This is a genomic window from Parabacteroides gordonii MS-1 = DSM 23371 (genome assembly GCF_000969825.1).
Classification (GTDB): domain Bacteria; phylum Bacteroidota; class Bacteroidia; order Bacteroidales; family Tannerellaceae; genus Parabacteroides; species Parabacteroides gordonii.
Genome location: NZ_KQ033919.1, coordinates 3,420,410 through 3,434,964, shown reverse-complemented (window position 1 = coordinate 3,434,964; position 14,555 = coordinate 3,420,410). Strand labels below are relative to the sequence as shown.

The 14,555-nt window shown below is 41.6% G+C and carries 12 protein-coding genes; 9 read left to right on the top strand and 3 right to left on the bottom strand.

Translation table 11 applies throughout. The annotated features are described in order from the left end of the window. Positions 1 to 291 precede the first annotated feature (291 nt). Positions 292 to 5,148: a DUF6383 domain-containing protein gene (locus HMPREF1536_RS12925; protein WP_046151790.1), complete on the bottom strand. Its 4,857-nt coding sequence runs from the start codon at positions 5,146 to 5,148 to the stop codon at positions 292 to 294. A gap of 467 nt (positions 5,149 to 5,615) precedes the next feature. After that, the gene (locus HMPREF1536_RS12920; protein WP_052349926.1) at positions 5,616 to 5,840 is read right to left on the bottom strand and encodes a DUF4248 domain-containing protein; all 225 of its coding nucleotides are present in this window, start codon (positions 5,838 to 5,840) and stop codon (positions 5,616 to 5,618) included. A gap of 548 nt (positions 5,841 to 6,388) precedes the next feature. Between HMPREF1536_RS12920 and HMPREF1536_RS12915 the strand changes: the two genes are divergently transcribed. Continuing rightward, positions 6,389 to 6,694, top strand: a complete 306-nt coding sequence (locus HMPREF1536_RS12915; protein ID WP_028729789.1) for a hypothetical protein — start codon at positions 6,389 to 6,391, stop codon at positions 6,692 to 6,694. Then, positions 6,691 to 6,966: a Txe/YoeB family addiction module toxin gene (locus tag HMPREF1536_RS12910; protein ID WP_028729790.1), complete on the top strand. Its 276-nt coding sequence runs from the start codon at positions 6,691 to 6,693 to the stop codon at positions 6,964 to 6,966. The genes HMPREF1536_RS12915 and HMPREF1536_RS12910 overlap by 4 nt, the downstream gene beginning before the upstream one ends. A gap of 56 nt (positions 6,967 to 7,022) precedes the next feature. Here the strand turns inward: HMPREF1536_RS12910 and HMPREF1536_RS12905 are convergent, their stop codons facing one another. Next, positions 7,023 to 8,015, bottom strand: coding sequence for a sugar phosphate isomerase/epimerase family protein (locus HMPREF1536_RS12905; protein WP_028729791.1), 993 nt, complete (start codon positions 8,013 to 8,015; stop codon positions 7,023 to 7,025). Positions 8,016 to 8,167: 152 nt separating this feature from the next. Here HMPREF1536_RS12905 and HMPREF1536_RS12900 point away from each other — a divergent pair, with 152 nt between their 5' ends. The 7 genes from HMPREF1536_RS12900 to HMPREF1536_RS12870 all read left to right on the top strand — a co-directional run bounded on the left by HMPREF1536_RS12900 (position 8,168) and on the right by HMPREF1536_RS12870 (position 14,542). Continuing rightward, positions 8,168 to 9,115 carry a hypothetical protein gene (locus HMPREF1536_RS12900; protein WP_028729792.1) on the top strand — a complete coding sequence of 316 codons (948 nt, stop codon included), beginning with the start codon at positions 8,168 to 8,170 and terminating at the stop codon, positions 9,113 to 9,115. A 62-nt stretch (positions 9,116 to 9,177) separates the two neighbouring features. Continuing rightward, positions 9,178 to 9,480, top strand: coding sequence for a helix-turn-helix domain-containing protein (locus HMPREF1536_RS12895; RefSeq protein WP_028729793.1), 303 nt, complete (start codon positions 9,178 to 9,180; stop codon positions 9,478 to 9,480). Between the two features lie 126 nt (positions 9,481 to 9,606). After that, the gene (locus tag HMPREF1536_RS12890; RefSeq protein WP_028729794.1) at positions 9,607 to 10,020 is read left to right on the top strand and encodes a hypothetical protein; all 414 of its coding nucleotides are present in this window, start codon (positions 9,607 to 9,609) and stop codon (positions 10,018 to 10,020) included. A 197-nt stretch (positions 10,021 to 10,217) separates the two neighbouring features. Next, a complete protein-coding gene (locus HMPREF1536_RS12885) occupies positions 10,218 to 10,799 on the top strand; it encodes a DUF3575 domain-containing protein (protein WP_028729795.1) in 582 nt (193 codons plus the stop codon). A gap of 154 nt (positions 10,800 to 10,953) precedes the next feature. Then, positions 10,954 to 12,168, top strand: coding sequence for a hypothetical protein (locus tag HMPREF1536_RS12880; RefSeq protein ID WP_028729796.1), 1,215 nt, complete (start codon positions 10,954 to 10,956; stop codon positions 12,166 to 12,168). Positions 12,169 to 12,204: 36 nt separating this feature from the next. After that, positions 12,205 to 13,083 (top strand): FimB/Mfa2 family fimbrial subunit, encoded by an 879-nt coding sequence (locus HMPREF1536_RS12875; protein ID WP_028729797.1) that lies wholly within the window; start codon positions 12,205 to 12,207, stop codon positions 13,081 to 13,083. Between the two features lie 13 nt (positions 13,084 to 13,096). Beyond that, entirely contained in the window at positions 13,097 to 14,542 is a 1,446-nt protein-coding gene (locus HMPREF1536_RS12870; RefSeq protein WP_028729798.1) for a DUF4906 domain-containing protein, read from the top strand. Positions 14,543 to 14,555: the final 13 nt, after the last annotated feature.

Here is a 14,555-nt window from a genome sequence, read left to right as displayed (position 1 = left end):
TTTCAACCAACCGCAAAGTTAATTATAATTGCTGAAAATCCAGCCGTAGCTTATAAAGAAAAGTTATGAGGTCATAAACGAAGTAAAGCCGCCCCAACCAATTAGTTGGAACGGCTTACCTTTTTGTCTGTTTTTGCTCTTCACAGAGGTAGAACAGAAGAACTTTATTTCATTACTTTAGTATTAATATCGACCGCTTGTTCGCCCTCACGGGGTAATTAGTTGATTGATTAAAAATGCATAGAAACAACCGCGCAGTCAAATTTAAATTTATTGATTATAAATAGTTACTTATTTTACGATTGCTTTTACAGCTGCTTCACCTTCTACGGCTACTACAACTACACCTGCAGGAGCAGAGATAGTAGCGTTGTCGGAAGAAAGAACTGTGCTGGCGATTGTCTGACCAAGAACATTCGTGATCACTACTGTCTTGCCGGCTGCACCGTTGATAACAACTTCACCTTCCTTAGCAATTACTGATACTTCAGATGTGTTGATACCTTCGTTAGCTGTCGGGTTTGAGTGTTCTGCAGCCAGATCAAACTTGTCACCTGCTTCGTAACCATTAGCTACAACTACTACACCGTTGATGTTCTTCAGGTAACCATTGTTTGCTACTTCCGGCTGTTTGTTCTTAGCAATGTAAGCGTTATAGTCGTAGTAACCTGTCTGGATCTTGAATGAACCGTCGGCTTCGTGGTTGATCGGATCGATGTAACGGAAGGCGAACTTAGCGGTGTTGAAGTCGCTTGTGCCCAGGTCGATTACATCAGATGCTTTCGCACTCTTCTTATAGTTCTTGTCGGTGATATACAGTTTGTCGGCTGTGCGGAAACCATATACGAAACCTAACTTAGCATATGTTTCACCTGCTTCAGTATCGTTGATATACTTGTTAGCATGGATAGCACCGTTCTGGTAAGCTACATTTGCTGTGTCAACCAGGTTCACCAGGAAACGACCGTACATTGTATCCGGTTTCAACAGGTGGTTTGCATTGTCGTAAACAGCTGCCTTATATTCCGGATTAACAACCAACAGATACTGATAACGGTTGTTGTTACCACGTTTCACATAAGCAGTGTCAACATACAGGGCCGGAGCCATAGTTGTCAACTGAGCCTTGTTACCCAGGTTCAGGAATTCACCGTTTTCATACATCTGATCGTAATCATTTTCCTGACGGAAGATGCGGATCGTGTCACCCATGCTCTGCAGACGATATTCAGGAGCACCTAACTTCTGTACTTTGAACAGGTCGTTAGAGTTGATCTGAGCATAAGCACCTACTACTTCTACAGCACCCTGTTTTGTCAGCGTGGTAGCACCGTACAGCTTGCTACTCAAATCCAGAGTTGCATGAGTTGTTTCATCTTCTACGAGACCATTTTTATATGTAGGATAGTCAACGCCGATGATGTTGTACAGGTCTGTTCCCTTTTCTTTCAATACGAAACGATAAGCTTCAGAGATATTCTTAGTCGTTGTGTAAGATTTGAAATTAGGATCGCAAATCATAGACAATCTATCTGTTGTCTGCGGATTTTCGTAAGTCAGGAATTCATCGTTAGCCGTGTTCTGCAAAGCATAACCGATGATAGCCAATGTATCGTTGTACTGATAGAACTTCTTGTCGGAAGCTTTATAATACTGCGGATGATTGAATACATATACAGAGTCTGAAGCCTGAGTCAGTTCTTTGTCTGCATTGTAAGCTCTGGCAGCTGTCAGCGGAACGATTCTCCAGTTTACAGCAGCGTCTGCATCATGAGACAAGCCCAGGAAGTGACTCTTAGCTGTATGGTTTTCACCTACATAGTAATCTTCTTCAGAAGAAGCCAGCAACAGGTTGAACAATTGATCCTGTACTTCTTCAGCTGTCAGGTTCTTGTAACCGTCGCGTTGGATTGTGTTATTCTTCAATCCTTCTACCGGAGTGATTGCCAAAGTATCGCGAAGTGTACCTGCATTTTCAGCAAATTTAGAAGAGCTGGCAACCGCATACTTGTTGTTACCCAGATAATACATCTTGTCAACTGAATACTTTTTGCCACTTTCACGGTTTACGAAAGTAAAGCCATAAACATTATCCAATGCTTCGCCTTTAGCTACAGCAGCAGTTGCGGCAGACATCTGAACAGCCCATTGGCCTTCCGGTTTTGAGAACAGGAAGTTGTCTGCATCAGCAGGTTTTACTTCTGCACCCAGCACTTTGTCATTCAGCTTGATGTTATTCCAGGTTATGCTTGCATGGTTTACGAATGTAATGTTTACATACTTCATGTTCAGCGGGTTGTAATCCTTGTCGGAGTCACCGCGAACTGCGTTGTTTGCACTGAATTCTGCGTATACCCAGTAAGCAGCCTCTGAAGAAGTTGTCAGATAAGTACCGGCCTGTGCACCTGTTTTGATAGTGAATGTAGAGATTTTACTTGCATTCGCTTTATCCTTATCAGATACTTCGATCGTATAGATTGGAGTCTTGGCAGTTGCCACGCCAGCATCTACACTATTCTGATCGAAGTTGAATGTAAAGTACGGAGCATAAGAGCCGTCTTTCCATTCACCGGTCGTCATTACATCAGCCATTGCCTTTTCGCTCAAAGTGACAAACTTGTAGCCACCCTTAACCAGTTCGGTGTTGATGTTACTCCATTCAGAGTCTTTTGTTGTTTCAACAACGATATAGCTGCTGCCTTTCTTCAATAAGAAAGTACTAGGATTAGTAAGTGTAGAAGCGTTATCGGCTGTGATCGGAGTGAATGTTTTCTTTGCAGCATCATAATATACCGGAACCAGGTCAGCATTTTCAAACGGGTTCTGAACCAAAGTTGAAGTACCATCCTTTTTATCCCACAAAGACAGGTTGAAGCTTGTCAGTGTACCGTGGTCTGAAAGGATTTCTTTAGCTGTGAATGGTTTTGCACTGGCAGGAATACCGAACAGGGCAGAAGATGTTGATTCACTAACCAAAGAAGCTACTCCTTTATTGGAAATTGAAACGTACTGACCATTCGGAGCCTTTAATGCAAAACCTCCATTATAGTCTTCTGCAGTAAACTCGTTTACGTCCCCTACTTCAAAATAAGTCTCAGTATCTTTCTGTTTGAAAGAGTAACGATATGTGCCGACAGTAGTTGTAGCAGTCTTGCTAACAACCCAAAGAGTAGCGTTGTCTTTTGATCCTGTTCCGTCTGTTCCAACAAATTGAGTACCATTACCCAAAAGAACTGTATTGCCAGTTGCAACAGAAGTCAAATGGATACCCTTATTGGCATCAGCAATAGTTGCTGCGGTAGCTTCACCGGTTGCAGTCAAAACGACGTCATTGAATTCTTTTGTATTTCCACCATCAGTAATAGCCAATTTACCTTCCGGCTTAGCTATAAAAGTAGAAGCAGCAGTAGTATTTTCTACTAATGTAAAAGGAGCAGCTGTCGATTTGAACAGGCCTTCAGCTGCTTTCAGCCAAATCTTTGTTTCACCTGCTTTTTCAAGATCTACATTCTTATATTTACCATCTACCAATACCCAAGAGTCAGCTTTAGCTGCTTCTTTAGCCGGTAAATAAACTACTTTGCCTGATACAACAGAAAGAACATTCTCTCCAATTGCAACAGTGGCAGGTGCAGGGATATTCTTTGTTTCTTCACTAGAGACAGTAATCTCTCCACTTTCTCCATCGACACTTAAGCCATTTTCAGCCATGCCCGGTATATCTGCACCAGGGGCACCCGGAGTTTGCTTAACAACGGTAACATTTACCATTTCAGTGGCAGTCGTAGTTGCTTTCTTTTCTGCGATAAGATAGCTAGTAGCCGGATCGATCTTTGTCGCATCAGTTACTAATACTCCTGCTTCGGTAAAGAGATAGAGTTTTTTTCCTGTTCCCCCATCGTTAGTTTTAATGCCACTATTATTCATAAGGAAGAGGGCTCCGCTCTTCAAAGCACCGTCAGCACCATCAAATGTTAATGGAGTAGCCTCGGTTTCTTTACCCAATACAACATCGTTATCACTAGTAGGAGCATTCAAGAAATAGTTGGCGCTTTTAACAGTTAACTCATTATTGTCAGCAGTAACCGTCCATTTTTCACCTACTTCGACAGCTGTACTGCTATAGGTGTTTTGTGCAAGGGTAGCTGAGGCGGGTTTAATGGCCTGGTTAATTACAAGCTCTTCCCAGTTGGTGACAGTGTTTCCTAATTCTGTGCTTTGGACACTAACAACATTATAATTACCTGCCGCAATGCCTGATTCTGCACTAGGCATAGAAGTGTTAGGATTTTTCACCAAATAGAACCCAGTTGCCGCATCCTCACCATCTCCCAAAGTCAAATTTGCAGATAAATATTTACCACCTATCTGAAGGCCGTGATTAACTCCTGCAACAGACACTACAGAAGCGTCATCTGTAGGACAAGCAGAAACAAGTATTAATCCGCCATCTACATTCTTCAAATAAGAAGAACCTTGCCTTAGATAGAAATTACCACTACTTTTTTCAATACTCCACTCAGTTTCTGCGCTGCTTACCGAACTAGAAAGCTTTACCGTCCCTTCCTTTTCTGGAGTTTCCTCCCACTTTACATCATTTGTACCAACAGTCTGAGTAGTCACGTTTGTTGCCAAAGCGAGACTACCGCTTGTCGAGCCAATAGCTTCTGGTGCAACCTGTGTTGTCTTGTCACTAAACAAGTACGCATTACCGGCTTTGGTATCACCTAAAGAAACAGCACCTGTTTTCGTGTCAATTACAAGAAAGTCACTACCTGACATAAGTCTATTGTCAGCAGCAATAGTGATTTCAATAGCTTTTTGTGCAGCGAAAGCTACATTATCACCTGTAATCTTCTGAATCTTACCTTCACATAAGATCCAGTCAGAGGCGCTAGCATCTGCTACTTCCAGATAGTAATGAGGGCCCGAAACCGTTTTGACTCTCCAGGCAGCAACAAATTTCCCTTTTGCAATAGAAGAGTTGCAAGCCACAACCTCAGCCGTAGCTTCATTGTCAGCCGTTCTTACCCCTACAAATGTTTGAGCCACCCCGTCACCTGCAGGCAGGATCATTGCGTCTACAGCGTAGAACAATCCACCCGAAGCTAACAGTGCAGCTACTAACGTAGAAAACTTTTTGTTCATAATTCTTTAATTTAATATTAATAATAGTGTTACTTAAAAGCCTACCCATACCGATCGCAAGTGTTACCATTTGTTAAATGGCGAGCTAAAAGGATCGTTTTTTCTAGTCATTTTGTTTTGGTCATGATCTGTTCGTAACTCGAAACGGGATTTTTGTACAGACTTTCGTATTCTATTGATAAGAAAGAAGATAGGAAGGAGAATAATTTTATTGATTTCTTTGGCGGTTTGGAAACTATAAGTAACTTTGCTGACGAATTAAAACGATCGTTTTTCCTAGTCACTCCATTTTTCAGTTCTACCTTTTGTTTTATATACCTTCAATGCGATTACATACGCCTTGTACCGATTTTTTCTCTAGTTTCTATACATATATAATGTACGCGCACGTACATCTGTTAAAATAGAGTTAAACCACGGCCTTTTTTACCATTGCCCTAAATGCTTCGTTAATTATTGTTTCTATTTTAACATCCTTTCCATGTTTCGGGATCACCTAAGTGATCTCTCAGGATAGCCACCTGACGGGGTGTATACATACGCTGGCCTTTTTTGTAACCCGCTTTCTTCAACTCTGCCAATAGGTCTTCATCACGATTGATCCATGAAGACAACTGCGAAGATGCCGATTTTGCTAATATCCCAGGAAAATACAGTATGGCCAGTTCTGTATGGCCGTATACTCGATTCATAATTATGCTCATATGCTTATTTTTTATTTATTTGTTATGATTGATAAAACTGTTATGATCTGCAACACCGCCGGATAAGAAGTACATATCGCTGCTTACCGACGCATATATTCCGAATTTGATTATTCTATACTCCATGAGTCTTTCTTTTTTTAAGTTGTTTTACACTTGAAGCACCGAAGGTTAACAGCACGGTGCACAAGCAATGAAGATGTATCGATGTAAGGTTAACTGATTGATGTAAACAAAAAGGCCCGGCCACCGGATATTGTTATCCGATAGTCGAGCCACCTTTTTCTGTTGTTTCACAAAGTTACTATTTGTTTCTTATTTCGCCTTAACGCTTTCCTTTTAGTATGTTAAAAAATATTAGTCGCGATACTAATTCAATTTACCCGCTATATTAATCCCGATTAGTCGCTATACTAGTGTCATTTTGTCAAATAGAAAAACAGCTTGACATTTGAGTTAAAATAATATTATATGCATAATAATCATATTGCATATTATGCATATAATACATATATTTGTATCAAAACATTTTGAATATGGAAACAACAGAATTTTTAAAACAAAGGAAGGCAGTTGATCTTCCGGTCGAAGCTGTTCGTAGTCTGGCTATGGCTGCTGCTGCAAAAGGTATTAGTTTGAAAAAGTATATGGAAAATATAATCTTAGAACAAGCAAATACTATTGATGCGGCTTTGAACAACCCTAGTCCATCTGGAGACAATTATTTTTCTGACGCTCGTAATATCAAACGTATCCAACACTCTCGAGAAGAAGCAATGCAAGGGAAAGTAACTACAGTCAGTGGAAAGGATGAATTATTCAAACTCCTGGAAAAGCTATGAGCTATGATTTAAGTTACACAGATGATGCAACAGAAGATATTCGTTTGTTAAAAAGGAATGAACCGTCTGCGTATAAGAAGTTGGTAAAGTTACTTGTAGAACTTATGGAGCATCCGGAAACAGGAACAGGAAAACCGGAGCAATTACGAGGTAATCTTTCTGGAATATGGTCTCGCAGGATAACAGACAAACACCGTCTGGTATATGAAATACGTGAAGACAGAATAGATGTACTTGTTGTTAATGCCTATGGTCATTACAACGACAAATAATAATTCTTGCATCTGGCCTGCTACCTACGAAATCCACATCCGTTAAAAATCATCTACTATTTCTTATCAAAGAAAGCATCGAACGCATGTCCTGAAGGTTGAAAATCGACCTGTTTAACGAACTCGCAGGATTCGCGCGCACCATGTTCGCGATCCATCGCGCTATCTTCCCATTCTACCGATAACGGCCCCTGGTAGTTGATATCATTCAGGGCACGGATAATTTCTTCGAAACAAATCCTACCACGTCCCATGCTGCGGAAATTCCAATAGCGGCGGGAGTCTCCAAAGGTTGAGTGACCGCCAAATACGCCGATCTGTTTCGGGGTATCGCTCCAGTAAACATCTTTCATGTGAACATGGAAAATACGGTCGGGGAACTGGTTGATAAAATCTACATAATCTACCCCCTGATACCCCATGTGGCTCGGATCGTAATTGAAACCGAACGCAGGATGGTTATTCAACGCATCCAACGCCTTACGGGCTGAATAGGTGTCGAAAGCGATTTCCGTAGGGTGCACTTCCAGACCGTAGCGAACACCCAGCTTCTGGTATTCATCCATGATCGGGGTAAAACGACGGGCGAAGTCGGCATAACCATCTTCAATCATCTGATCCGTTACCGGGGGGAACGAATAAAGCCATTGCCAGATAGGACTACCGGTAAATCCGGCAACCACATCGATACCCAAAGCTTTTGCAGCCCGGGCTGTCTGCACCATATATTCGGCTGCACGCTGGCGTACACCTTCCGGTTCGCCGTCTCCCCAGATACAATCGGGAAGTACCGCTTTATGCCGTTGGTCGATCTTATCGCAAACCGCCTGGCTGATCAAATGGATCGAGATACAGAAAAGCTTCAGGTCATATTTGGCCAACAGTTCTTTTATACCGTCATAGTAAGCCTGATCCGTGCGACGAACATCCAGATGATTGGGCAAACCCAATTCCAATCCGTCATATCCGAAAGCTTTCGCTTTTTCACAAACTGTTTCCAGAGGTAAGTCACCCCATTGCAGGGTGCATAATGTTACAGGACGTGCCATTTTCTTTTAATTTTAAGGTTATTACATTGAGTCTGTTTTCTACAAAACTAGAAAAGTTCCCTGCAAATCCATAAGTTATCTACTTAATATTTTTTAATTTCCAAAATAAGTATTTTCTTTGTGTAGATTTTATCATTAACAATTCCTTCACTATGAAAAAGAAAGACTTGTATGCATTAGCCTGCATATTCTGGTTTGCAGGTTGTAGTAGTCCGGTTTCGGACGAAATTGAAATTGTACAGAATTTATTTCCGGTACAATTTAGTGTTCAACTACAAAAGGAGGTGCTTCCCTTCTCCCCTACACGCAGTATGCCGCCTAACACGGTTCCCGAACCGGTTGTTCCCGGTGAAGATAATCCCGAAAAGGAATTAAAAGAATTATGTTCTGCAATCGAATACCTGGTTTACAAAGATGGTGACCAACTTCAGTTGGTAAAACACAGAACATACCATGTAGACACAGAACCTGACTTCGGTATTGTTTACGATACACTGCCTGCCGGTAATTATCAGGTTTACCTGTTAGCACATCAATCGAAACTGGCTACGTTTTCTAAAGATGTATTTAGCTTTGATGAGCCATCCGACTCCTTCTATAAAAACCAGGCACTCCATTTGAAAGAAGGAGAGGAGACAAATGTAGATATAAGCCTGCAACGGATTGTCAGCCGAATAGAGTTCAAGGCAGCCGACAAAATACCGGAAGATATTGCCCGGTTTGAACTGACTGTCAGTCATTATCCGAACCAGCTTGAGATCCTGACCGGAAAAGGGGATATATCCTCAGTAACCAATAATTTCTCTTATGAGTTTCGAACAGAAGAGAAAGGCCAATCCGGTAAAATCCATTCCTTTTACTCCTTTATTCCGGCAACCGATGAAAAGATATCCGTCACACTTACTTCTATTGGCCCGGATAACCAGATCATGCGAAAACGGACAGTGACCGGTATTACCCCTATCGCCAACAAAATAATCCGTTACACAGGTATCTTATATACACCTCCCAAACCAGATGAAACAGAAAACACATTCAATCTGATCATCGGAAACAACGGCAAATGGGATGAGCTGGAAGATAATGAATTGCCGGAATAACCTACATATAATAAAGCGACCCATCAGTTGCATAATTATACAACTTTAATTATCTTTGTCATATGCAGACAAACGATCATAAAATCAGGGATTACAGCACAGTACTTAGTGCTCAATATGGGGAACCGGGTACTCCCGAACGAACTAAGTTCGATGAAGAAGCATACGCTTTTTACACGAGTCAGATTATACTTGATGCCCGAAAAAAAGCACAGCTCACTCAGGAGGAACTTGCAAAACGTATCGGAACAGATAAATCCTATATTTCTCGAATAGAAAAAGGGATTACTATTCCAAGCGTTGCCACCTTCTACCGGATCATGAACGCTCTGGGATTAACTATTGAACTGACTCCTACGTTATAAAGAACCTTTTGAATCAGGGTAATTACATCAGAATAATATTCAAATGTTGAAAGAAGTTCTCTTGGTGTAATTACCCTCATTTCAAAAACAAAGGTTATATTTGTGCTATTATTAAATATAACCGTCATGAAAAAGACAAATATACTCAGTCTGATATTCCTGTTAACTATACTTTGCGGATTTAATAGCTGTGTAGACAAACCATTCGATCATATAGACGATCCAGAATATATTCTTTGCAATGGCGCCGGATGGTATGACGACTATTATGATGTTGACGGACTTTACTGCGAACAAAGACTTATTTTCCATTCCAATGGCAGAGGGGAAGAAAGAATCATACGTTATTTCAGCGATTACCCTGGTGATTTCAAAGAATTTAAATATAAATTCTATTGGGAATGGCATGATGATTACTTTGATTCTATTTATATGGAATATGACAATGGGGACTATATTTACTTTGACGAACTACATATATATAATGACGAACTATCCGGTTATTTAGGCGACGACTATGTAAGTTTTGACCCCTTTTAACCTTAAATAGTATCATCGAAGTTAAATTTTATGTCAAAATATATTATTCTACACACTTTCCAAAACTTATCTGAATCACGCTTGTTTTAATTCAAAAGAGAGCAAGAATCTTAAAGGGTAAACATTAGATTTTTAGAAGGTTATCAAAAAAGGGAGATTCTTCAGAGAGTTTTAACAATTAGTGAGTAAAAAGTACGATGAGAAGAGGATTATTGATAATATGCATTATTTATGCATTTGTCAGTGGTATAGCAGCACAAGTAAAAGAGAATAAGAACCATTTACCAGTTTTCGCTATCAAGACAAACGCATTATATTGGGCGACTACAACCCCGAACCTGGGGATTGAAATAGGACTATCCGATAAATTTACACTCGACCTGTCGGGAAATTACAATCCGTGGACATTTTCCGATAGCAGAAAGCTCAAACACTGGCTGGTTCAACCCGAACTACGCTACTGGACTTGCGAGCGGTTTAACGGACACTTTTTCGGACTTCATGCACATTATGCCGAATACAACGTTGGCGGCATCAAGATGCTGGGGTTGAAAGACCACCGTTATCAAGGCAACCTCTATGGTGCCGGAGTTTCATACGGTTACCACTGGATACTAAGTAAACGGCTAAGTGTGGAAGCAACGATCGGCGTTGGCTATGCTTATCTGGATTATGATAAATATCCTTGCGGTAAATGTGGTTCTAAAATCAAAGACGGCCACAGGAACTACTTCGGGCCAACCAAAGCAGGTTTAAGCCTCATCTACATCCTTAAATAGAAAGGAAATATCAAGAAATATATCATAAACAATATACATATACTTTTATATGTACGGCCATTCTTATGCTTTGCCGGGGCAATAGAGACCACTAATGACAGGCAGGGAGGAAAGACTTCCACACAGAGTATCAATCATTAATTTCAAAAAAGTTATGAAAATCAAGAATTTATTTATAGCATTATTTGCAGCTTCCGCATTATTCGCTTGTAACGACGACGAATCACTCGTTCCGGATAATAATCAAGGGACAAAATCAATATCTGTATCACTGGCAGGAATGTCGGGAGTAAAAACCAGGGCTACAGAAGCCGGAAACTTCCTCACCAAAGATACGATGAACGTAAACAGTGTGCTTATCAACCTGACAGATGCCAGCGGAGCCGTTGTTAAATCTGAAACCATCACTAAAGATGCAACTGTAAATTCTAACTGGGATAAACTGGTAAATCCGGATAAAGGATACAAGTTTATCAACGTGCCACAAACCATATCCAAAGTATATGTTTACGGTAATCCGGGCACAGCCGTTACAGATAATCAAATAACGACCACGCTCGCGCAGCAGCAGGGTTCCGAAGTGCTGTATTTTGGTGTTGATGAGGATCTTACACCAATCGAAAGCGAACCGATAGACCCGGATCCCACTTCAGGTAAAACGTATACGGCGAATGTGACTATTAAGCCGATCGTAGCCCGTTTACAGATCACGAAAGTTATTGTTAAACCAAGCGGTTCCTTTGAATTTACGCGTGTAATTAGCGGTAGCCAGAAACAAGCAACCGTTAGCTGGACTGGATTCGATCCGAAACTGAAAGGTATTTATCTGAATAACTTTTATACCACCTATCATGATTCAACCAGCGTTGCAGACTTGTACAACAATGCATCTTCCGTAAATAATATTCTGGAAGGCAAATGGCTCTTCAACCAGCCTACAGCCGTAGATGCAGCAGCTTATGCCAACTACAGTAAATACACAGGCGGTAGCTATGAAGATCTACCTCTTACACTTCCGGCAGATAAGAGTTATGCATTCAATATTTTCCCGAGTGATCAATTACCTAAAATCCATCTCGATCTGGCCGATCTAAATATAGCCAATCTGGCATCTACCGATTTAGCCGTATTCAACCCGGCACTGGCTAACACGGCTCGTTTCGCCAACATCGTGAAGTATTTAAGAAATGTGAACACCGAAATGACAGCAGCCGATTTTAAAGCGGGTACTATCTATAATATGGAAGTCGAGTTGATCCCGATGCTGGACAACGACCTGGAAAATATTCAATTCAACGTATTGGTTCATGTAACCATTGCTCCCTGGACAGAAGAAACTATCACTCCGGGATTCGACCTGGATCAATAATATCCGATTTCATCATAAATTCAACATACAGAACATATGAGACGAATTAAATATTTCAGCATCATGCTATTGGTTGTCCTGGCAACCGGTTGTATCAAAGAAGATTTGGACAGTTGCGACACAAACCTGATCTTCAGATACTTCGGAGACGGAACAAAGGATATTTTCCCTGAAAAAATAGAAAAAGTGGATCTGTATGTATATAGCGAAAACGGAGCACTTATAGAAACAATAGGATTGAATCAGGGTGATTTAAGACGTTACCAGGGAACTCCACTCAACCTCCCGACCGGCAAATACCGGGTGGTTTGTTGGGGAAACACGAAGAACGATACCCGGATCGATCAGCCTATGGCACTGAACACAGCTTTGGTTGCTGCCCCTCACTATTTTACAAGAGAAATAATTACCACTAATGATAGCCTGTACATAGGTAGCAGGGATATTGAGATTTTTCAGGATGCATCGAACGCAGATACTGTTTATTTCAGCAGTTCACATATCAAAATGTATCTTGAACTGGACGGACTGGAAGATGCTGCCTGGACTGACGGTACATCCCCGATCGAAATCGAGGTCGGAAACCTGAGCCCTACAGTCGACTTTGCGAAAACATTCTCTTCGGAGAATGTTTCGTACAGGCCGATTGCAAAGAAAGAGGAGGACACTCCTGTTTATAAATCGAGGTTCAACGTACTACGGTTCAACGACAACAACAGTATTTATATCAATTTAGTCAGCAAAAAGACGAGTAAAACAATCTACACATTGAATCTGAAGGATTTCATGAAATACAACCAGATCTCGGTCGACGGGATCAACGAAGTTACGATCGGAATCCGTTTCCGCTTCAATGGAACCTCGGTCACAGTTCAACCCTGGGACGAAGAGGTGATAAAACCGGGCCTCGGATAAGCCCACAAACAACATGAAAAGGTATAACAATTATATAGCGTCAATAGGGTTCCTCATTGTCGCCCTGCTGGTTACATCCTGTAGCGACGAGGAAGAGATCGAAGAAACAAGCCTGGAGATGAATGCCCGGCTGAACCTGACAATCTCTACTCGCGCTACCACGGATGACCTGATAAAAGGAGGCGACGGCAAGTTCTCGAGCGTGGCTCTTTACATATTCAATAAAGAGAACAAAATTTGCGAGTATGCCGAATTAATACCGGTTATCACCCCGCAATATGTGGACAAATTAACCCGGTCGATCCAGATCTCGCCGCAGGATAAAATTATTTATGCAATCGGAAATTACAACGATGAAGACAAGGAGTATTCCATCATACCCGACGTATCAAAATCTTTACATGAGTTGGATACGATGAGCATTACGAACAAGAACGGGTTTATGGATACCAACCTGTTAATGGTAGGAAGACAGGAAGTGGCGGTGAATGGCCTTGTGACGGAAACGACGATCCCAATGGAAAGACTTGTTTCACGACTGGATGTTTATATGTTCAAGAGTAGGAAACTGGAGAATAAAAATGTCGTTGTCAAGTCTATCGAACTGGTCAACCAGGTAGTCAACACACGGGGTGAATATCAAAATACAATTATGGTATCCCCTGTTAAGAAAAGAAATGACCTGAGAACGATCAGCAATAACAACGTACTGGATATCATGCCGGAAGAAATGTCCGGCATCACTCCCGGCAATGCGATGGAATCATTTTACAGTTACCAAAATATTGCCGCATCAGCAACACCTGATTCAAGTATCACTCCTTACCTGCTGATTTCAGCGGAAATAGACGGTGAACCCCATCGATACAAAGGATATATCACCGACGGCGGACAGACCACCGACAAATATACGCTGAAACGCAACACGGTATATCGTATCATGGCGATGCTCGACAATCCGGATAATATGCTGGTACTTAAAACAACCACTTTACCCTGGACGAAATCGTCATCACAGATCGGCCATGTGGTAAATGAGGGAGATTACAGCTTCAGTGCCAACAACACGGAAGCGGCGACAGGGATCGTACAATATCCTTATGTACTGAACGGCGAATCGCAAAACAAAACATCGTATGCCAGTTACAACTTCAGACTGACTGCTCCGGCAGGAGCCATCTGGACGGCTACACTGACAAACGGACTGGAATTCACATTCGGCACAGAGGGTTCTACTGATGGCAAACTGGCTATATCGAAGGGGATTGCCGGCGACAATACCTACGAAATAAAAGTGGGAGCCTCCCGCCCCTGGAACAGTACGGAAAGGAAAGTCTATCTGTACATCACTGCCGAAGGGAAAAAGTTAAAGATCAATCCGGTTCAGGGTAACGGACAACGGGCGCTTCCGGGCAATAACGACACGGATATTCTGATCACACAAACGGAATATAAATAAAAGGAGAAAAGGG